At 63.0% G+C, this 19237-nt stretch carries 19 protein-coding genes; 8 read left to right on the forward strand and 11 right to left on the reverse strand.

The window, feature by feature from the left end; all coding sequences use genetic code 11:
* Positions 1 to 21: 21 nt before the first annotated feature.
* Together OVA00_RS18835 and OVA00_RS18840 are read right to left on the reverse strand one after the other, a co-directional pair.
* On the reverse strand, positions 22 to 1014 hold the full coding sequence (locus OVA00_RS18835; RefSeq protein ID WP_060580534.1) for an adenosine kinase: 993 nt from the start codon (positions 1012 to 1014) through the stop codon (positions 22 to 24).
* A gap of 87 nt (positions 1015 to 1101) precedes the next feature.
* A complete protein-coding gene (locus OVA00_RS18840) occupies positions 1102 to 1530 on the reverse strand; it encodes a VOC family protein (protein WP_034804958.1) in 429 nt (142 codons plus the stop codon).
* Between the two features lie 68 nt (positions 1531 to 1598).
* Here OVA00_RS18840 and OVA00_RS18845 point away from each other — a divergent pair, with 68 nt between their 5' ends.
* On the forward strand, positions 1599 to 2192 hold the full coding sequence (locus OVA00_RS18845; RefSeq protein WP_060580533.1) for a TetR/AcrR family transcriptional regulator: 594 nt from the start codon (positions 1599 to 1601) through the stop codon (positions 2190 to 2192).
* Positions 2193 to 2214: 22 nt separating this feature from the next.
* On the opposite strand, the gene nth is transcribed toward OVA00_RS18845, so the two are convergent.
* Entirely contained in the window at positions 2215 to 2985 is a 771-nt protein-coding gene (gene nth / locus OVA00_RS18850; RefSeq protein WP_034805307.1) for an endonuclease III, read from the reverse strand.
* Between the two features lie 22 nt (positions 2986 to 3007).
* Between nth and OVA00_RS18855 the strand changes: the two genes are divergently transcribed.
* Together OVA00_RS18855 and OVA00_RS18860 are read left to right on the forward strand one after the other, a co-directional pair.
* Positions 3008 to 3505, forward strand: a complete 498-nt coding sequence (locus tag OVA00_RS18855; RefSeq protein ID WP_034804964.1) for a DUF2244 domain-containing protein — start codon at positions 3008 to 3010, stop codon at positions 3503 to 3505.
* Positions 3506 to 3608: 103 nt separating this feature from the next.
* Complete coding sequence (locus OVA00_RS18860) at positions 3609 to 4496, forward strand: methylated-DNA--[protein]-cysteine S-methyltransferase (protein ID WP_034804968.1); 888 nt, start codon at positions 3609 to 3611, stop codon at positions 4494 to 4496.
* Between the two features lie 77 nt (positions 4497 to 4573).
* On the opposite strand, the gene OVA00_RS18865 is transcribed toward OVA00_RS18860, so the two are convergent.
* The 6 genes from OVA00_RS18865 to mepA form a co-directional block, all read right to left on the reverse strand.
* A complete protein-coding gene (locus tag OVA00_RS18865) occupies positions 4574 to 5209 on the reverse strand; it encodes a 2,3-bisphosphoglycerate-dependent phosphoglycerate mutase (RefSeq protein ID WP_060519435.1) in 636 nt (211 codons plus the stop codon).
* Between the two features lie 34 nt (positions 5210 to 5243).
* Positions 5244 to 6062, reverse strand: a complete 819-nt coding sequence (gene dapB, locus OVA00_RS18870) for a 4-hydroxy-tetrahydrodipicolinate reductase (protein ID WP_034804982.1) — start codon at positions 6060 to 6062, stop codon at positions 5244 to 5246.
* Between the two features lie 21 nt (positions 6063 to 6083).
* Positions 6084 to 7919, reverse strand: a complete 1836-nt coding sequence (locus OVA00_RS18875; RefSeq protein WP_051659689.1) for an ABC transporter ATP-binding protein — start codon at positions 7917 to 7919, stop codon at positions 6084 to 6086.
* A gap of 112 nt (positions 7920 to 8031) precedes the next feature.
* Entirely contained in the window at positions 8032 to 9051 is a 1020-nt protein-coding gene (locus OVA00_RS18880; protein WP_268090344.1) for a glucokinase, read from the reverse strand.
* A gap of 112 nt (positions 9052 to 9163) precedes the next feature.
* Positions 9164 to 9544 carry a methylglyoxal synthase gene (locus OVA00_RS18885; RefSeq protein ID WP_034805003.1) on the reverse strand — a complete coding sequence of 127 codons (381 nt, stop codon included), beginning with the start codon at positions 9542 to 9544 and terminating at the stop codon, positions 9164 to 9166.
* Positions 9545 to 9649: 105 nt separating this feature from the next.
* Complete coding sequence (mepA, locus tag OVA00_RS18890; protein WP_034805006.1) at positions 9650 to 10702, reverse strand: penicillin-insensitive murein endopeptidase; 1053 nt, start codon at positions 10700 to 10702, stop codon at positions 9650 to 9652.
* Between the two features lie 231 nt (positions 10703 to 10933).
* Between mepA and OVA00_RS18895 the strand changes: the two genes are divergently transcribed.
* The 5 genes from OVA00_RS18895 (at position 10934) to OVA00_RS18915 (ending at position 17794) form a co-directional block, all read left to right on the forward strand.
* Positions 10934 to 12793 (forward strand): extracellular solute-binding protein, encoded by a 1860-nt coding sequence (locus OVA00_RS18895; RefSeq protein WP_268089453.1) that lies wholly within the window; start codon positions 10934 to 10936, stop codon positions 12791 to 12793.
* A gap of 177 nt (positions 12794 to 12970) precedes the next feature.
* Positions 12971 to 14053 carry a microcin C ABC transporter permease YejB gene (locus OVA00_RS18900; protein WP_034805012.1) on the forward strand — a complete coding sequence of 361 codons (1083 nt, stop codon included), beginning with the start codon at positions 12971 to 12973 and terminating at the stop codon, positions 14051 to 14053.
* Complete coding sequence (locus tag OVA00_RS18905; RefSeq protein WP_268089454.1) at positions 14053 to 15189, forward strand: ABC transporter permease; 1137 nt, start codon at positions 14053 to 14055, stop codon at positions 15187 to 15189. The genes OVA00_RS18900 and OVA00_RS18905 overlap by 1 nt, the downstream gene beginning before the upstream one ends.
* An 8-nt stretch (positions 15190 to 15197) precedes the next feature.
* Positions 15198 to 16826 (forward strand): ABC transporter ATP-binding protein, encoded by a 1629-nt coding sequence (locus OVA00_RS18910; protein WP_034805312.1) that lies wholly within the window; start codon positions 15198 to 15200, stop codon positions 16824 to 16826.
* 8 nt (positions 16827 to 16834) lie between these two features.
* Positions 16835 to 17794, forward strand: coding sequence for a 2-hydroxyacid dehydrogenase (locus OVA00_RS18915; protein ID WP_060580526.1), 960 nt, complete (start codon positions 16835 to 16837; stop codon positions 17792 to 17794).
* Between the two features lie 145 nt (positions 17795 to 17939).
* Here the strand turns inward: OVA00_RS18915 and OVA00_RS18920 are convergent, their stop codons facing one another.
* Positions 17940 to 18794 carry a C40 family peptidase gene (locus OVA00_RS18920; protein WP_268089455.1) on the reverse strand — a complete coding sequence of 285 codons (855 nt, stop codon included), beginning with the start codon at positions 18792 to 18794 and terminating at the stop codon, positions 17940 to 17942.
* A gap of 6 nt (positions 18795 to 18800) precedes the next feature.
* Positions 18801 to 19151: a MarR family transcriptional regulator gene (locus OVA00_RS18925; RefSeq protein WP_034805040.1), complete on the reverse strand. Its 351-nt coding sequence runs from the start codon at positions 19149 to 19151 to the stop codon at positions 18801 to 18803.
* Positions 19152 to 19237 lie beyond the last annotated feature (86 nt).

Raw genomic sequence — 19237 nt, forward strand, 5'->3', positions numbered from 1 at the left:
CCAAAAATCAATTCGGTCGGATCAGGCGAGACCAGCCTGTTTGGCGGCCGTTTCCAGCGAGACCATCGGCCGCGGCCCGATCTGGCCGATGACGATGCCGGCCGCGAGATTGCCGAGCTTGCTGCAGTCTTCGAGCGAGCGCCCGGTCGTGTAGCCGTGAAGGAAGCCGGCGGCATAGAGGTCGCCGGCGCCGGTCGTATCGACAACCTGGGCGATCGGCGTTGCGGTGACCCGAACGCGTTCGTCGCCGCGCACGACAACCGAACCCTCTTCGCTGAGCGTTACCGCCGCAAGCTTGCAATCCTTCGAGAGCTTCTCCAGCGCCAGATCGAAATCCTCGGTCTCGTAGAGCGCCAGCGCCTCCTGCTTGTTGGCAAAGACGATGTCGACCGTGCCGGAGCGCATGAGTTCCAGGAACTCGTCGCGATAGCGGTGAACGCAGAAGCTGTCCGACAGCGTGATCGCGGTCTCGCGGCCATTCGCGTGGGCGATCCGTGCGGTTTCGCGGATAGCATCCTTGGCGCGCGGCGGATCCCAGAGATAACCTTCGAAATAGGTGACCTTGGCCTCAGCGACGACGTCGGCTTCGACGTCCTCGGGGCCAAGCTCGACGCAGGCGCCGAGATAGGTATTCATCGACCGTTCGCCATCCTCGGTGACGAAGATCATCGAGCGCGCCGTCGGCGGCACGGTTTCGAGCGGCTTCGTTTGGAAATAGACGCCCTGGGCACGGATGTCGTGGGCGAAGATCTCGCCGAGCTGGTCGCTTGCGGTCTTGCCGAAATAGGCAGCGCGGCCGCCGAGGCTGGCAACGCCCGCAGCCGTATTGCCGGCGCTGCCGCCGGAGGCTTCGACCGCCGGGCCCATGCGCGAGTACAGCAACTCGGCTCGCTCGGCATCGATGAGGTTCATGGCGCCCTTTATGATGCCGTTTTCATTGAGAAAAGCATCGTCGCAGCGCGCGATGATATCAACGATGGCGTTGCCGATCGTCAGCACGTCGTATTTTGTCATGAACCTCGTCCGGTCTCCGTGATGGCCGGTGTTCGTTAATACCGGTTTTCCGGCCATTTGGAAGACAAAAGACGCGTGCAGGCGGCTTCACGCCGTAGGAAGCGCGCTTTCCTCATAGGCGGCGGCGAATTCGGCGCTCGGCGGAATGGGCTTGATGATATCGATCAGCACGCCATTCGGGTCGGCAGTGATGAAATGGCGCTGGCCGAAATCCTCGTCGCGCAAGGTTTTGAGGATCGGCAGGCCGGCAGCAAGCGCCTGCGCATAGATCGCATCCGGATTATCGACCTCGAAGTTCAAAAGCAGACCGCGCGTCGGCGCACGCGCCTCCTCGGGGATCGTCTCGTGGCGGTAGTCGAGCACGGCCAACGTCACATGCTCGTCCTCGACCGATTGAAGATGCACATACCAGTCGCTGGTGAAGAGCGCCTGGAAACGGAAGTGATCGACATAGAAGGCGGCGGTGGCGGCAACGTCGGCCGTCATGATGACCGGGTAATAGCTCGTCGATTTCATGGCTTTTCCTCGCTCCGGCAATATCATACAATCTGTATGTTTCTTTAACTAACATACAGGCTGCATGTATGCAACAGGAAATCTCCCGACGCTCCAATCGCGAGCGCTCCGACACGACGCGCGCCGCGATCCTCGATGCCGCCCGCGGCCTCTTCGTCACCAGGGGCTACGCCGACACGTCGACGCCGGACATCGTCGCGGCCGCCGGCCTGACCCGCGGCGCGCTCTATCACCACTTCGAAGACAAGAAGGCGTTGTTTCGCGCGGTGGCGGAACGGGAAGCAATTGCTGTGGCGACGTCGATCGAGCAGGCGACGTCAGGCGACCTTTCGGCCCGCCAGGCACTGAAGGTCGGCGCCCATGCCTATTTCGACGCCATGCGCGAGCCGGGGCGTATCCGCCTGCTCTTGCTCGATGGGCCTGCCGTCCTCGGCAAGCGGGAGATGATGGCGATCGACGTGGCCAACGCGCAGAGAACGCTCGAGGAAGGGATTGCCGAGGCAATGGCTCCGGCCACTGTTTCTGCCGAAAGGCTGTCGGCCATGGCTTCGCTGCTTTCAGCTGCCTTCGATCGCGCGGCGCTCGACATTGCCGATGGCGCGTCGAGCGAGGTCTATGCGGAAACGATCGGCACGCTGATCGACCGGATGGTGTCGACGTAAGGATCAGCGTTTACGGCAGGCGTCAGCTTGCGGCGGAGATCATCTGCGGCGGCAGTTCGACGAGCGACGCCGGGATGTCGCAGGTCTTTTCCGGCGACTTGCAGATATCGGCGATGACACAGCGCTCGCATTCAGGCTTGCGCGCCTTGCAGCAGTAGCGCCCGTGCAAGATCAGCCAGTGATGGGCGTGGTAAAGATACTCGTCGGGGATGATCTTTATCAGCTTGTCTTCCACCTCGTCCGGGGTCTTGCCCGGCGCCAGACAGATCCTGTTGGCGATGCGCAGGATGTGGGTGTCGACGGCGATTGTCGACTGGCCGAAGGCCATGGAGAGCACGACATTGGCGGTCTTGCGCCCGACGCCCGGCAGAGTCACCAGCTCTTCGCGTGTGCGCGGCACCTCGCCGCCGAAGTCGCGGATCAACTTTTCGCTCAGCGCGATGACGTTCTTCGCCTTGTTGCGATAGAGGCCGATGGTCTTGATGTAGTCCCGGACTTTTTCTTCGCCGAGCGCCAGCATCTTTTCCGGCGTATCGGCGATGGCAAAGAGCGCACGCGTCGCCTTGTTGACGCCGGCATCGGTCGCCTGCGCCGAGAGCGCCACGGCGACGACCAGCGTGAAGGGATTGACGTGCTCGAGCTCGCCCTTCGGCTCCGGCCGCTGGATCGAGAAGCGACGGAAGATCTCCTTGAGCTCGTCCTGGCTATAGAGGCTCTTCACCCGCGGCGTGGCGCGGCGGCTCGCCTTCGGTTTTGCAACACCCACGGGCAATTTTGGCTTCACGTTTTTCATGATGCATCTATAGTCAAAGGTCATGATCCATGGCAACGCCACCACCCCATCTGAGGACGCTCCGGTCTTCACCGCCGAGCTCACGCCCTATCGCTCGCTCGGGCGCCGCGGCTTCAAAATGTTCTTCCTGATCGCCGGGCTCCTGAGCCTCGTTCACGGCCTCGTCTTCCTCATCATCGGCGCCTGGCCGGTGGTGTTCTTTTTCGGGCTCGACTACCTGCTGCTGTTCGGCGCCTTCTGGCTGAACAATCGCTCGGGGCTCAGCCGCGAAGAGGTCCGCGTTAGCAGGACGGACGTTTCGGTGCGCAAGTTCACGCCCTCGGGCCAGATCAGCGAGCATCGTTTCAATCCGTTCTGGGCGCGCTTGAATGTCGCCCGGCATCAGGAGATCGGCATCGTCTCGATGACGATCAGCGGCGGTGGCCGCCGAACCGATATCGGCTCGTTCCTCAACCGCGACGACCGCGAGACTTTTGCGCTGGCGCTCTCGGGCGCGCTTGCGACCGTTCGCCGCCGCTGACGCCTGGCGCTTGTGGCGGCATCCCGCCGATCGCATGTTTTCAAGTTTCGGGTGGTTGACGGGGCCAGCAAATGGTTACCTGTGACAAGACAGGAGAAGAGCCATGAACATTGCGACATCCGTACCCACCGACATCACGCCGAAAGGCACCGACTATGATACGGTCAGCCGCGTGATCGAAATGCTCACCGAGGACTATCGCGACCAGCCGTCGCTCGAATCCGTGGCACAGCGCCTGAAGCAGTCGCCGACGCAGCTCCAAAAGGTCTTCACCCGCTGGGCCGGGCTTTCGCCCAAGGCCTTCCTGCAGGCCGTCACGCTCGACCACGCCAAGCGCCTGCTGCGCCAGGAAGACATGCCGCTGCTGGAAACCAGCATCGAAGTGGGCCTGTCAGGACCGAGCCGCCTGCACGACCTGTTCGTCACCCACGAGGCGATGTCGCCGGGTGAATGGAAGGCGCGCGGCGAAGGGCTGACAATCCGCTTCGGCTATCACCCCTCGCCCTTCGGCACGGCGCTGGTGATGATCACCGAGCGCGGCCTCGCCGGCCTTGCCTTCAACGATGCCGGCGGCGAGCAGGCAAGCTTCGAGGACATGGCGCAACGCTGGCCGAACGCCCGCTACATCGAGGACAGCGCGGCGACGTCCCAATACGCCGCGCGCATCTTCGATCCTTCGCGCTGGAGGCAGGACGAGCCGCTGCGCATCTTCCTCATCGGCTCCGACTTCCAGATCCGGGTCTGGCAGGCGCTGCTCAAGATCCCGCTCGGCTGCGCCACCACCTATTCGAACATCGCCGGCAACATCGGCCAGCCGACGGCATCGCGCGCTGTGGGTGCTGCGGTCGGGCGCAACCCGATCTCGTTCGTGGTTCCGTGCCACCGCGCCCTTGGCAAGAGCGGCGATCTCACCGGCTATCACTGGGGCCTGACGCGCAAACGCGCCATCCTCGGCTGGGAAGCCGGCAAGGCGGCCGACGGCACGATCTGATTACAGGCTTCCCAGCATCATCACAGACGCAAAAAGGGGCGCCCAGCGCCCCTTTTTCATTCTCCGTCTGTCAGCGCTCAGTGGGCGCCGGACATGTCGCCGAGCACTTCCTTGGAAGCGACGGTCGAATTGGCGTTCAGCTTGTAGACCATCGGCACGCCGGTCGCGAGGTTGAGCTTCAGGATCTGTTCCTTGCTCAGGCGATCGAGCACCATGACCAGCGAGCGCAGCGAGTTGCCGTGTGCAGCGACCAGGACCTTCTGGCCCGACAGCACGCGCGGCAGGATCTCGGTCAGGTAATAGGGCCAGACGCGTGCGCCGGTGTCGCGCAGGCTCTCGCCGCCCGGAGGCGGAATGTCGTAGGAGCGGCGCCAGATATGCACCTGCTCTTCGCCCCACTTCTCGCGGGCGTCATCCTTGTTAAGGCCCGACAGGTCGCCGTAGTCGCGTTCGTTCAGCGCCTGGTCGCGGATCGTTTCGAGCGAGGACTGGCCGACGGCGTCGAGCACGAACTGGCACGTGCGCTGGGCGCGGATGAGATCCGAAGTGAACGCGATGTCGAACTTGATGCCGTAGTCGGCAAGCGCCTTGCCGCCGGCCTTGGCTTCCTCGACGCCGAGTTCCGTCAGGTCCGGATCACGCCAGCCGGTGAACAGGTTCTTCAGGTTCCAGTCGCTCTGGCCATGCCGGACGAGGACGAGAGTACCGCTCATGTCGAATTCCCCTTGAGACTTGAGAGTGGAAAGGTCAGTTGAGCCCGAGAACGTCGAGCATCGAATAGAAGCCGGGTTTCTGGCCGCGGGCCCAGAGTGCAGCGGTGACGGCGCCGCGCGCGAAGATCGAACGGTCCGTGGCGCTGTGCGAGAGCGTCACCTGCTCGCCTTCGCCGGCAAGAATGACCGAGTGTTCGCCGATGACCGAGCCGCCGCGCAGCGTCGCAAAACCGATCGTGCCAGCCGGACGCGGACCCGTATGACCGTCACGCACGCGCACGGAGTGGTCGGCAAGGGCGATATCGCGCCCCTTCGCCGCCGCCGCGCCGAGAAGCAGGGCCGTGCCCGAGGGCGCATCTACCTTGTGCTTGTGGTGCATTTCGAGGATTTCGATGTCCCAGTCGGCCGAACCCAGCGCCCGCGCCGCCTTCTCCGTCAACACACCGAGCAGGTTGACGCCGAGGCTCATATTGCCCGACTTGACGATACGGGCGTGGCGGGCGGCAGCGCGGATCTTCGCCTCGTCGTCGGACGAGCAGCCGGTGGTGCCGATCACATGGACGATGCGGGCCTGGGCGGCGAGCCCGGCAAACTCGACAGTGCCAGCCGGCGCCGTGAAATCAAGGACGCCTTCTGCTTCGACGAAGGCTTCGAGCGGCTGGTCGGTCACCGGCACGCCGATCGGGCCGAGGCCGGAGAGCTCTCCCGCATCGCGGCCAATGAAGGGGGAACCCGGGCGCTCGATGGCCGCATGCAGGCGAACGCCATCCATCGCGTGAACCGTCCTGATCAGCGTCTGACCCATACGGCCGGCCGCACCCACCACCACGAGCTTCATATCGTTTGCGCCCATCGGTGATTTCCTTCTTGTCCGCTAGTGAATTTCGGCGTCGGCCGGCGCTTCGGGCGCCTCGCCTTCAGGCGACTGCTCTTCCGAAGACTGACCCTGGAGATTGTGGAGGCGAGCGTAGAGACCGTCCGGCCGCCGTGCAAGATCGACATGGGTGCCTTCCTCGACGACGGAGCCATCCTTCATGACGATGATCTTGTCGGCGTTGACGACGGTCGAAAGTCTATGCGCGATCACGATCACCGTGCGGCCATCCATCGCGTGGTCGAGCGCCTTCTGCACGGCGGCTTCCGATTCGGTATCCAGTGCGGAGGTAGCCTCGTCGAGCAGAAGGATCGGGGCGTTGCGCACAAGCGCACGTGCGATCGACAGACGCTGGCGCTGACCGCCCGACAGCGTCATGCCGTTCTCGCCGACCGGCGTATCGTAGCCCTGCGGCTGCGCCAAGATGAACTCATGGGCGTAGGCAAGCCGTGCGGCGTCCTCCACCTCGGCATCCGTTGCGTCGATGCGGCCGTAGCGGATGTTGTCGCGGATCGAGCCTTCGAAGAGATAGGGCTGCTGCGACACATAGGCGATGCCCTGGCGCAGCGACTGCTTGGTGACGTCGGCGATGTCCTGCCCGTCGATAAGGATCTGGCCGGATGCCGGATCGTAGAACCGTGGAATGAGGCTGATGACCGTCGACTTGCCGGCACCCGAGGGGCCGACGAGCGCGGTCGTCTTGCCGCCCTCGGCCACGAAGCTGACGCCCTTCAGCACCTCGTCGCCATTGGGATAGCGGAAGCGCACGTCACGCAGTTCGACAGCGGCATTCGTAAACGCCAGTTCCTTGGCATCGGCCTTGTCGCGCTGGTGCGGCACGGTGTCGAGGATCTCGTAGACCATGCGGGCGTTGACGGCGGCGCGTTCGAGCGAGACCTGAAGGCGCGCCAGGCGGCGGGCCGGATCATAGGCCATCAACAGCGCGACGACGAAGGCGAAGAAAGCGCCAGGCGGCACGTCGGCATAGATGGCGCGGAAGGCCGAATAGGCCAGAACGGCAGAGATGGCGAGGCCCGCGAAGGTTTCGGTCATCGGCGCCGTGCGCTCGCTCAGCCGCGCAATGCGGTTGGCGCGGTTTTCGGCCCGGTCGATGATCGTCTCGACCTTGCCGCGCAGTTCGCCCTCCATGGTGAAGGCCTTGACGATGGTGATACCCTGAATGGTCTCCTGCATCGCGCCGAGAACGCGGCTGTTGACTTCAATCGCCTCGCGCGTGGCCGAGCGCAAGCGCTTGGACACATAGCGCAGGCCCAGGAGCAGAGGAGGCGCTGCGACAAAGACGATGATCGACAGCAACCAGTCCTTGGCAAACATGACGCCGACCAGGCCGATCAGCGTCAGCAGGTCGCGCGCGATCGAGGTAACGGTCAGATTGAGCACGTCGCGAATGCCGCTGACATTCTGGCTGATCTGGGCTGCAAGCTGCGCCGAGCGGGTCTCGTTGAAATAGCCGACGCTGAGCGCCATCAGATGGGCATAAAGGCGGCGCTGGTAGCGCGCGACGATGTTGTTGCCGATCTTCGAAAGCGCGACGGCCTGGCCATAGGTGGCAAAGCCGCGCAGCACGAAGGCGGCAAGGATTGCGCCGCAGACGAGCAGAACGATGTCCGCCCGCTTGTTGGCGAAGGCCTCGTTGATCACGGTTTCCATGATCGAGGCGGTAAAGCCGGTCGTCGCGGCGACCACGGCCAGGCAGCTGATGGCGAAAACATAGCCGCGAATGTGGTCACGACCGTTTTCGGCAATCACCCGCTTGAGGATTCCGCTGATCGTATCGGAGTCGACCGCGTGCTGTTTTTTCTTGCTGGCGCTCAAAAAGCCCGTCTTCCCTGGAACCAATCTGGAGAGCCGGCATCCGGCCCGATCTTTCCCGGCGCTCTATAGTGGTTTGATATCGCTTTGGCGAGTCTTTGCGCGCGCAGCGGGCTCAGCTTCTCCAGCGGCGTCCTTCTGTTGCCACACCGAAATCCCTCGGCGTGCGGGCAAAAGCGGCCAAACCGGAGAGCGCCGCCATCGGGTGAATGACGGCAAAGGTGGGGATCGTCCGCATCAGCGCCGAGTGCGGCGCCTTGTCCTCGAAGGCAGCACGGAAGGGCGACTTCAAGAGCGCCGGCAGGATCTTCTGCGAGATGCCGCCCGCCAGAAAAACGCCGCCACGCGCCATGAAGATCAGCGCCATGTCGCCGGCGACTCGCCCGAGATAGGTCGAAAACAGCGAGATGGTCTCGATCGCCGCCCTGTCGCTGTCGGCCAGTGCGTGCGTCGTTACTTCCGCGGGGTCCGTCAGAACCGGGTCAACGCCATCGGCGGCGCAGACCGCGCGGTAAAGGTTCATGATGCCGCGGCCGCAGAGGATCTGCTCGCCGGCCATGCGGCCTTCGATCGGCTCGAGAAAGGGCCAGATCTGGAAGTCGCGTTCAGTGCGCGGACCGATATCGACATGTCCGCCTTCGCCCGGCACCGGGAACCAGGTATGCTGGGCAAAGATCAGACCGCCGACGCCAAGGCCCGTTCCCGGACCCAGCACGACGCGGGAGGTCATCGGCCGGATGCTGCCGCCGCCGATCTGCACCAGATCCTCATCCGCCGGAGCGGCGACGGCAAGCGCCTGCGCCTCGAAGTCGTTGATGATGAGCACGTCTTCGAGGCCGAGGCTCGAAAGCATGTCCTTCGGACGGATCACCCAGCCGGCGTTGGTCAACGGAATTTCGTCGCCCCGAATCGGACCAGCGACCGCCAGGATCGCCGAGCGCGGCTGCACGGAGGTCTTGTCGAGAATGCTCTTCTGCAGCGCCTCCTCGATCGTCTCGAAATCACCGGTCTTGATCGGCGGCAGCTGCTTCGGGTCGACAAAAGCGTCGATGAGCAGGGCGAAGCGCGCATTGGTGCCGCCGATGTCGCCGATCAGGATCGGAAAAGGAAAGCTGTGTTCACTGGTACCGGACATCGCAAGATCCATCCTGATCGTCATCTTGGGTTGCTGAACTGTCTATCAGACAGAACGGGATGAGGAAAAGTGCGGGAGGATTTCAGTAGAATCCGCCCGCCGGGAGCCCGCATCATCTGGGGTTCAGGTCGATCAACTGCTCGGCCGTTGCACGATTGAGCGCCATCGGAATGTCGTAGACGATGGCGAGGCGCATCAGCGCCTTGACGTCGACATCGTGCGGCATGGCGGTCAGCGGATCGACGAAGAAGATCAACAGTTGCACTTCGCCGGTGGCGATCATCGCGCCGATCTGCTGGTCACCGCCGAGGGGGCCGCTTTTCAGCCGGGTGATATCGAGGCTTGGGCAGACGTCGAGGACGCGACCGCCGGTCGTGCCGGTGGCAACGATCCGCCAGTCAGCCAGAACCGTCTCGTGCGCCTTGGCGAAGTCCGCAAGATCGTCCTTCTTCTGGTCATGCGCGATCAGCGCAACACATTTCCGATCCGCCATGCCGGGCCTCGCATCAATATTTAAATCGATTTGATTGCCCTATACATGAGCGCCACGGGAATGGGAAGGCTGATGCCTCCCCGCCCCGCTCGTGTGTCCTTAATCCTACTGCAGCGTCGGACGCGCCATTGGTACGGGGATATCGGCCGGCGGGACATCACCGGACGCACCGATCACCTGCTCGATGCTATCGTTCGCTGCAGCCGGCGCGGCAGCCCGGTAGGCCGTGCCAAAAGTGGCGGCCGCTTCCGAGGCCGGCGCCGGGCCGTTCAGGACCAGAGCGCAGGCCTTCGGCAAGTCGGCAAGTGTCGTCACCTTCGGCTTGACGGGCTTTGCGTCCGGCTTCTTGGTCGGCTTCGCCCATGGCTCGTCGGTGAACCACCAGGCCAGCGACTTGTCGCAGCCGTCGCCCGCCGGCACTTCCGCCTGATCCTTGCAGGTCGAAGCGCCGGCGGGGCACTTGATGCGGATGTGGAAGTGATAATCGTGGCCGTAGATCGGCCGGACCTTGCCAAGATTCGTGCGGTCGCCCGTCCAGGTATCGCAGAGCTTCTTCTTGATCGCCGGATTGACGAAGACGCGCTCCACCTGCGGGTAGCTCGCCGCCAACATGATCAGCTGCGCGTGCTTCGGCGTCCAGATCGAACGGTCGACCGTCAGGAATTTGTTCTTCTGCAACATCGAGGTGGCGGAGATGTCCTCGCGCTCGCGATAGGTAAGCGTGCGTTGCGGCATCGGCGTCAGCCAGATATCGGCATCGAGCCCGATCTGGTGCGAGGCGTGGCCCGACAGCATCGGCCCGCCGCGTGGCTGCGAGATATCGCCGAGCAACAGGCCCGGCCAGCCGACCTTGTCGGCGGCGTCGTGGGAAAACTGCTCGATCAGCGCGATCATCTGCGGATGGCCCCAGCGGCGGTTGCGCGACAGCCGCATTGCCTGCCAGGTCGGCCCGTCGGTCGGGATGGCGACACCGCCGGCTAGGCATCCCTTCGCATAGAAGCCGTAGGAATTTGCCGCCATCTCGGCAGGCAGGGCCTTGGCGCCGAAAAGCGCCTTGGCCGGCGTTTCGTCCGCCGCGGCGTTGTCGGCGATCAGGAGGCTTGTTCCGAGCAACAGCGCAAGAAACGCCGAGCCGCAACGTCGAAATGGAGCAATCATTGAATTTCGTCCCGTTTGTCTCGCGGCGAGCGGCGCCGTTGTGCGGCATGCCTCTCCGGCGAACCCCGATCCTAAGGCCCCGTCTTTGCCTCAGCCTTACGCGTTACATGGTTGTGAATCACCGGGATGTGACTCAAAAATTTGGCCTGATTTGCGGCAGTGCCTGTCATTTGCCCTGATTTCGCCTATGCTCTCGCAAAAGAAGATTGAAATATAAGGGGTACCGGCTAGATGCCAAACTTCTGCAGGACCGTGAAACCTGGCCTCGCTGCCTCGCTACTGACAGCGGCGTTTCTTCTCCTCCCTCCTGCAGGCAATGCCCAAGAACAGCCCGTCTGGCGCTACGGAACATCGTCAATCGGTGAACTGAAATACAAGCCCGATTTTGCGCGCTTCGACTACGTCAATCCTGACGCTCCCAAGGGTGGAGAGCTGCGCCTGTCGGAGAGCGGTACATTCGATACCTTCAATCCGATTCTCTCCAAGGGCGAGGCGGCGAGCGGCGTAACCTCGCTCGTCTTCGATACGTTGATGAAATCGGCCGAGGACGAGATCACAACCGCCTATGGGCTGCTGGCCGAGGGCGTTTCCTATCCCGACGATATTTCCTCCGCGACGTTTCGCCTGCGCGCCGAGGCCAAGTGGGCTGACGGCAAGCCGGTGACGCCGGAGGACGTGGTTTTTTCGTTCGAAAAAGTGAAGGAACACAATCCGCTTCTGTCCAACTACTACCGCCACGTGGTTTCGGCGGAAAAGACTGGCGATCGCGACGTCACCTTCCGCTTCGACGAGAAGAACAACCACGAAATGCCGAACATCCTCGGCCAGTTCCCCATCGTGCCGAAACACTGGTGGGAAGGCGAGGACGAGAAGGGCAACAAGCGCGACATCAGCCGCACGACGCTGGAGCCGGTGATGGGCTCAGGCCCCTACAAGATTGCGTCGTTCCAGGCCGGCGGCTCGATCCGCTTCGAACGCAGGGACGATTATTGGGGCAAGAGCCTCAACGTCAATGTCGGGCAATATAATTTCGGCGTGATCAGCTATGCCTTCTTCAGCGACAGGAACGTGCAGTTCGAAGCCTTCCGCGCCGGCAACGTCGATTTCTACCAGGACAACAGCGCCAGTCACTGGGCGACCGCCTATGACTTTCCGGCGATGAAGGATGGCCGTGTGGTCCGCGAGGAGATCGAGAATCCGCTGCGCGCAGCCGGCATCATGCAAGCCTTCGTGCCGAACATGCGCCGCGACAAATTCAAGGATCAGCGCGTGCGCGAGGCGCTGAACTACGCCTTCGACTTCGAGGATCTGAACCGCAACCTCGCCTACAACGCCTTCCAGCGTGTCGACAGCTACTTCTGGGGCACCGAGCTTGCCTCCAAGGCTTTGCCGGAAGGACGCGAGAAGGCCATTCTGGAGGAACTGAAGGACAAGGTTCCTCCAGAAGTCTTCACCGCGCCCTACGCGAACCCGGTCAACGGCGACCCGCAGAAGGTGCGCGACAACCTGCGCAAGGCGCTCGCGCTGTTCAAGGAGGCGGGTTATGAACTCAAGGGCAACCGCCTGGTCAACGTCAAGACCGGCGAGCCCTTCAGTTTCGAATTGCTTTTGTCCAACCCGTCCTTTGAGCGCACGGTTACCCCCTTCATCAACAGTGTGAAGAAGATCGGCATCGATGCCCGCATCCGCACCGTCGACGACTCGCAATACACCAACCGCGTCCGAAGCTTCGACTATGACATGATCTACGGCATCTGGGCGCAAACACTGGTACCCGGCAACGAGCAGATCGACTACTGGGGTTCGGCTTCGGTCAATCAGCAGGGATCGAGAAACTATGCCGGCATATCCGATCCGGCGATCGACGAACTCATCCGCAGGATCATCTTCGCGCCCAACCGCGACGAACTGGTGGCAACAACACGGGCCCTCGATCGCGTTCTTCTCGCCCATCACTTCGTGGTTCCGCTGTTCTACTCGCGCTCGGTTCGCGTGGCTTACTGGAACCAGCTCGTCCGTCCGCAGGAACTGCCCTACTACGGAATAGGCTTTCCGGACGCGTGGTGGTCGAAAAACGCCTCCCCCAAATGAAGTCCTTGCACTCGAATGGCGTCTCGATTCCAAATGCAAAAAAACGAATCACTGAAACAAGCCCCGATCCGGGCCTGACAGCCGCAAGGAGACACAGGGATTGAGACACCATAGACGGCTTGCCGACGCTTCGCCGGTCCGGGCCACCGCCCACACGTCGATCGAAAGGCCCGCCTGATGGGTGCCTACATCCTGCGCCGCCTGCTTTTGATGATCCCGACGATCTTCGGGATCATGGCGATCTCCTTCATCGTGGTGCAATTCGCGCCCGGCGGCCCGGTCGAACAGGTGATCTCGGACCTGACCAATGCCGGCGGCTCCGATCGCCTGTCGGGCAGCAGCGGCGACCTGATGCAGGCCGGCGGCGACGAAGGCGGGCGCTATCGCGGCGCTCAAGGGCTTGACCCGGAGTTCATCGCCAAGCTCGAAAAGCAGTTCGGCTTCGACAAGCCGCCGCTCGAACGCTTCGCTACCATGATGTGGAACTATCTCCGCTTCGATTTCGGCGAGAGCTTCTTCCGCAACACCTCGGTGATCGATCTGATCAAGGAGAAGATGCCGGTCTCGATCTCGCTCGGGCTGTGGATCCTTCTATTCTCCTACGCGATCTCCATCCCGCTCGGCATCAAGAAGGCCGTATCCGACGGTTCGGCCTTCGACGTCTGGACCTCGGGCATCATCGTCATCGGCTACGCCGTGCCGAGCTTCCTCTTCGGCATCCTGCTGATCGTCGTCTTTGCCGGCGGCTCGTTCTTCGACTGGTTCCCGCTGCGTGGTATCGTCTCCGACAATTTCTGGGATTTGCCCTGGTGGCAGAAGATCCTCGACTACATCTGGCACATGACGCTGCCGCTGATCACGCTGCTGCTCTCGGCCTTTGCGACGACGACGCTGCTCACCAAGAATTCCTTCATCGACGAAATCAAGAAGCAGTATGTAACGACGGCACGGGCCAAGGGCCTGACCGACGGCCAGGTGCTCTATGGCCACGTCTTCCGCAACGCCATGCTGATCATCATCGCCGGCTTCCCCGGCGCCTTCATCTCGGCCTTCTTCACCGGCTCGCTTTTGATCGAATACATCTTCTCGCTCGATGGCCTCGGCCGGCTCGGCTATGATTCGGTCGTCAAGCGCGACTATCCGATCGTCTTTGCCACCCTCTTCATCTTTTCGCTGATGGGACTGCTCGTCAGCCTGCTGTCGGACCTCATCTACACCTGGGTCGATCCGCGCATCGATTTCGAGCGGAGGGACGTCTGATGGCAAGCCTCGCAACGTCCTCGACCGCTGTGGCGCCGCGCGGCTGGTTGTCACCGGTCAACCAGCGCCGCTGGCAGAATTTCAAGGCGAACCGACGCGGCTACTGGTCGCTTTGGCTGTTCCTGGCGCTGTTCGGGCTCAGCCTGGTCGGTGAACTGATCGCCAACGACAAGCCGATCATCGCCTCCTACAAGGGCGAGCTTTTGTTCCCTGTCGTCATCGACTATCCGGAGGAAAAGTTCGGCGGCTTCCTGGCCGAGACCGACTATCGCTCCGACTTCATCCGCGACGAGATCGAGGCCAATGGCTGGTTGATCTGGCCGCCGGTGCGCTATTCCTACCAGACGGTCAATTCCAACATCCCGCATTCGGCGCCGACCAAGCCGTTCTGGCTGATGGACAAGGAAGAGCGCTGCTCCGCCTACCCTGACAAGACCAACGACCGGAACTGCATCGTCGGAAACCTCAATTGGCTCGGCACCGATGACCAGGCCCGCGACGTCTTTGCGCGCATGATCTACGGCTTCCGCATCTCGGTGCTCTTCGGCCTGACGCTCACCATCGCCTCGGCGGTGATCGGTGTCACCGCCGGCGCCATCCAGGGCTATTTCGGCGGCTGGACCGACCTCCTGATGCAGCGCTTCATCGAGATCTGGTCGTCGATGCCGGTGCTCTACATTCTCCTGATCATCGCCGCGATCCTGCCGCCAGGCTTCTTCATCCTGCTCGGCATCATGCTCTTGTTCTCCTGGGTCGGTTTCGTCGGCGTCGTGCGCGCCGAGTTTCTGCGGGCTCGCAATTTCGAATACGTCAACGCGGCACGCGCGCTCGGCGTCGGCAATGGCACGATCATGTATCGCCACCTCCTGCCGAACGCGATGGTGGCGACGCTGACCTTCCTGCCCTTCATCCTCTCTGGCTCGATCACGACGCTGACTTCGCTCGACTTCCTCGGCTTCGGCATGCCGCCGGGATCGCCCTCGCTCGGCGAGATGATCGCCCAGGGCAAGTCCAACCTGCAGGCGCCCTGGCTGGGGCTGACGGCCTTCTGCGTCATGTCGCTGATGCTGTCGCTGCTGATCTTCGTGGGCGAAGCGACGCGCGATGCCTTCGATCCGAGAAAGACGTTCCGGTGAGCGCGACGATGACAGATCCAATCCTCTCCGTCCGTGACCTTTCCGTCGCCTTTCACCAGGGCGGCAACACCTCCGTTGCCGTCGACCATATCTCCTTCGACATCAGGCGCGGCGAGACCGTGGCGCTTGTCGGCGAATCCGGTTCGGGCAAATCGGTCTCGGCCAACTCGATCCTGAAGCTCTTGCCCTACCCGTCCGCCAGCCACCCGAGCGGCGAAATCGTCTTCAACGGCAAGGACCTGCTGAAAGCCAGCGATGCGGAGCTGCGCCACGCCCGCGGCAACGACATCACCATGATCTTCCAGGAGCCGATGACCTCGCTCAACCCGCTGCACTCGATCGAGCGGCAGATCGGCGAGATCCTCGAACTGCACCAGGGGCTGGAGGGTGCAGCGCGGCGCACGCGCATTCTCGAGCTGCTCAACCAGGTCGGCATCCGCGAGCCGGAGAAGCGGCTGAGCGCCTATCCGCACGAGCTCTCGGGTGGCCAGCGCCAGCGTGTGATGATCGCGATGGCGCTCGCCAACCGACCGGAACTCTTGATCGCCGACGAGCCGACGACCGCACTCGACGTCACCGTGCAGGCACAGATCCTCGAGCTGTTGAAGACGCTCAAGGATGAGCACGGCATGTCGATGCTGTTCATCACCCATGACCTCGGCATCGTGCGCAAGATCGCCGATCGGGTCTGCGTCATGACGAAGGGCAAGATCGTCGAAACGGGACCGACCGCCGAGATCTTTGCCAATCCGCAGCATGCCTACACCCGCCATCTGCTCGCCTCCGAGCCGAAGGGCAATCCGCCGCCGTCTGACGCGTCGAAGCCGATCGTGATGGAAGCCTCTGAGATGAAGGTGTGGTTTCCAATCAAGGCCGGTTTCCTGCGCAAGGTGGTCGACCATGTGAAGGCCGTCGACGGCATCGATCTGAAGCTGCGTGCGGGCCAGACACTCGGCGTCGTCGGCGAATCCGGCTCCGGCAAGACGACGCTCGGGCTTGCGTTGACGCGGCTGATCTCGTCGAAGGGTCGCATCGCCTTCATCGGCAAGGACATCGACCGCTACAGCTTCAACGAGATGCGGCCGCTTCGAAACCGGATGCAGATCGTCTTCCAGGATCCCTACGGCTCACTCAGCCCGCGCATGTCGGTGGCCGATATCATCGCCGAGGGCCTGAAAATCCACGAGCGCTCCCTATCCGACAACGAGCGCGACGCCCGCGTCGCGGCGGCGCTCGAAGAAGTGGGCCTCGATCCCGCGACCCGCTGGCGCTATCCGCACGAGTTCTCCGGTGGCCAGCGGCAGCGCATCGCCATTGCCCGCGCCATGGTGCTTAAGCCGCAATTCGTGATGCTCGACGAGCCGACCTCGGCGCTCGACATGAGCGTGCAGGCGCAGGTGGTCGACCTCCTGCGGGACCTGCAGAGCAAACACGACCTCGCCTATCTGTTCATCAGCCACGACCTCAAGGTCGTGCGCGCCCTTGCCAACGAGATGATCGTGATGCGCATGGGCAAGGTGGTTGAGCAGGGCCCGGCCGAACGCATCTTCAATGCCCCGAGCCAGGACTACACGAAGGCGCTGATGGCTGCCGCCTTCAACCTCGAAGCCGTCAACTTGACCGCGATCCGCCAATAGGTGCCCGAATGTCCGCAAAAAGCCCCGTCATCGTCGATCTGAAGTTCATTCCGGAGGAGGTCGAGGCGGCGCTTCGCGGGGCCTTCCCGGATCGCGAGGTGATCAACCGCGCCGATGCCGTGCACCACAACCGCGACCTCTCCGGCATCGACTATGCAGTCGTCTGGAAATCGGCACCGGACCTCTTCGAAAGGGCACCGGACCTCAAGGTGGTGTTCTCCGGCGGCGCCGGCGTCGATCATGTGCTTACGCTGCCCGGCCTTCCCGAAGTGCCGCTCGTGCGCTTCGTCGACCAGACACTGACGACACGCATGAGCGAATGGGTGGTCATGCAGTGCCTCATGCACCTGCGCCAGCACCGCACCTACGAGGCGCAGGCGGCAAAGCGCGAATGGCGCGACCTGACCCAGCCGGAAGCCGCCGACATCACCGTCGGCATCATGGGCATGGGCGTGCTTGGCCAGGACGCCGCCCGCAAGCTCTCGGCCATGGGCTTCAAGGTCATCGGCTGGTCGCGCAGCAAGCGCGACGTCGCCGGCATCGAGACCTTTGGCGGCAACGAACTCGACAGCTTCCTGGCACGCAGCGACTTCCTTGTCGGCCTGCTTCCGCTGACGCCGGACACCCGCGGCATTTTCAACCTGCGCCTGTTTGCGAGGCTCAGCCGTAACGGCCCGTTCGGCGCGCCTGTCTTCATCAATGCCGGCCGCGGCGGTAGCCAGGTCGAAGCGGACATCCTGAAGGCGCTCGACAGCGGCGTGCTCGCTGGTGCCTCGCTCGACGTTTTCGAGCAGGAGCCGCTTGCCCAGGACAGCCGCTTCTGGACCCTGCCCAACGTCTACGTCACGCCGCACGTGGCGGCATCCTCCGACGTCAAGGCGCTCTTCCGCCATGTGGAGCAGCAGATCGCCCGCTTCGAAGGCGGACAGGCGCTCGAACACGTCGTCGACAAAGTAGCCGGCTACTGATCCAGCGAAAGCGAGGTGCGACGCTTGCCACGCCGAGCCTCCTGGCAGAGACGCAGCGTCGCATTCTGCGACGTGAACGGGTGTTTTGCCTTCATCGGCTACGATTGCGGAGGCTCGCGCCCCCCTACGCTCCGTTAGCGGGCGCTCAGGGACGGCGGTAGCCCGTCGGCTGCTCATAGAGCCAGCCAATCCGCTCGATCGAGGCCTCCAAGCCCTCTCGCGCAACCGTCATCGTGTGACCGTTGGCGTGGATCAGGGTTTCGTCGTCCTCCATCAGCGCGACGTGCCCTTTCCAGAAGACGAGGTCGCCGCGTGTGAGCTCTTCGCGCCCAATCGGCGTTCCCAACCCCGTCGCCTGCATGTCGGAATCGCGCGGCGCCTGCCTGCCGACCATCATCATCGACAATTGCACAAGGCCGGAGCAATCGATGCCGAAGCCGGAACGCCCACCCCACATATAGGGTGTTTCGACGAAGCGGGCAGCGACCGAGACATAGTCTCCCGGCACGACACTGCCGACCTCGATGCAGTGATTGGCGATGACCGCCTGGCCGCCGTCGAGCAGAAAGTAGCGCGTGCCCCTCGTTTCGCGTTCATCGACAACCGTCAACCGGCTGCCCATCGACAGCGGATAGACCGTCGGGAAACGCAGATCATGGCCGGTATAGACGAAGGTGCGCGGCGCCGTCACGATATGGGTCGGGCTCTTGACCACCGGCGCAAGGCAATATTCCGGAAGATAGCCGACATAGCCGTCGAGATCGGCCTTCACCCAACACCAGCTTTCGTTGGTGTCGAGTACCCGAACGGATTCGCCGAGCAGCAGCTCGGTGTCGGTGCCGCAGGCGAGATCGGGCTTGGCCCGCAGGGGCGCAACCGGAACAGAGATGCGCGCAACGCTTCCCTCGACGTAGCGTTCGGCTTGCACGACACCGCGTAGCCGGCTCTCTGCGAGGTCGGGGCGATAGGCGTTCAGGCGGCGATCGGGCGGTGTCGACATGTCTACTCACTTCAGCTGCTTGCGGCCCTGATCAATGATCAGGTCACCGAATTTTTCAAGATAGAGAGCACCCTCGACTGTCCTTTTGATGACGACGTTGCGGCGATCACGCTCGTCGCGGGTGCGATCGACAAGTCCAAGCGCTCCCATGGTGTCGAGCGCGCGGGTGATGACCGGCTTGGTGACCCCAAGCGTCGCCGCCAATCCACGCACGGTGTGCGGCGGCGGCACGAGGTAGATGTGCAGCAGGATCGCCAGCTGCCGCAAGGTCAGGTCGCGGCTGTCGACGCGAACCTGGGCGAGCGACACCGAATGCCAAAGCCCGAGGGCCTGGGAGGGCGTTAGCTCGATCGGCAATGGCGGCTCCTACGCGTGATACTGATCCGCCACGATAGCGGCGGATCGTTACGCAAGCGTTTCTTTGCCGGTTACGCTGGTTGCGG

Origin of the sequence: Ensifer sp. SL37 (assembly GCF_026672675.1) — a bacterium.
Taxonomy (GTDB): Bacteria; Pseudomonadota; Alphaproteobacteria; order Rhizobiales; family Rhizobiaceae; genus Ensifer; species Ensifer adhaerens.

Excerpts from the sequence above, each read along its gene's own strand:
- OVA00_RS18835 (WP_060580534.1), bottom strand. The coding sequence starts at position 1,014 with ATGACAAAATACGACGTGCTGACGATCGGCAACGCCATCGTTGATATC.
- OVA00_RS18840 (WP_034804958.1), bottom strand. The coding sequence starts at position 1,530 with ATGAAATCGACGAGCTATTACCCGGTCATCATGACGGCCGACGTTGCC.
- OVA00_RS18845 (WP_060580533.1), top strand. The coding sequence starts at position 1,599 with ATGCAACAGGAAATCTCCCGACGCTCCAATCGCGAGCGCTCCGACACG.
- nth (WP_034805307.1), bottom strand. The coding sequence starts at position 2,985 with ATGAAAAACGTGAAGCCAAAATTGCCCGTGGGTGTTGCAAAACCGAAG.
- OVA00_RS18855 (WP_034804964.1), top strand. The coding sequence starts at position 3,008 with ATGATCCATGGCAACGCCACCACCCCATCTGAGGACGCTCCGGTCTTC.
- OVA00_RS18860 (WP_034804968.1), top strand. The coding sequence starts at position 3,609 with ATGAACATTGCGACATCCGTACCCACCGACATCACGCCGAAAGGCACC.
- OVA00_RS18865 (WP_060519435.1), bottom strand. The coding sequence starts at position 5,209 with ATGAGCGGTACTCTCGTCCTCGTCCGGCATGGCCAGAGCGACTGGAAC.
- dapB (WP_034804982.1), bottom strand. The coding sequence starts at position 6,062 with ATGGGCGCAAACGATATGAAGCTCGTGGTGGTGGGTGCGGCCGGCCGT.
- OVA00_RS18880 (WP_268090344.1), bottom strand. The coding sequence starts at position 9,051 with ATGTCCGGTACCAGTGAACACAGCTTTCCTTTTCCGATCCTGATCGGC.
- OVA00_RS18885 (WP_034805003.1), bottom strand. The coding sequence starts at position 9,544 with ATGGCGGATCGGAAATGTGTTGCGCTGATCGCGCATGACCAGAAGAAG.
- mepA (WP_034805006.1), bottom strand. The coding sequence starts at position 10,702 with ATGATTGCTCCATTTCGACGTTGCGGCTCGGCGTTTCTTGCGCTGTTG.
- OVA00_RS18895 (WP_268089453.1), top strand. The coding sequence starts at position 10,934 with ATGCCAAACTTCTGCAGGACCGTGAAACCTGGCCTCGCTGCCTCGCTA.
- OVA00_RS18900 (WP_034805012.1), top strand. The coding sequence starts at position 12,971 with ATGGGTGCCTACATCCTGCGCCGCCTGCTTTTGATGATCCCGACGATC.
- OVA00_RS18905 (WP_268089454.1), top strand. The coding sequence starts at position 14,053 with ATGGCAAGCCTCGCAACGTCCTCGACCGCTGTGGCGCCGCGCGGCTGG.
- OVA00_RS18910 (WP_034805312.1), top strand. The coding sequence starts at position 15,198 with ATGACAGATCCAATCCTCTCCGTCCGTGACCTTTCCGTCGCCTTTCAC.
- OVA00_RS18915 (WP_060580526.1), top strand. The coding sequence starts at position 16,835 with ATGTCCGCAAAAAGCCCCGTCATCGTCGATCTGAAGTTCATTCCGGAG.
- OVA00_RS18920 (WP_268089455.1), bottom strand. The coding sequence starts at position 18,794 with ATGTCGACACCGCCCGATCGCCGCCTGAACGCCTATCGCCCCGACCTC.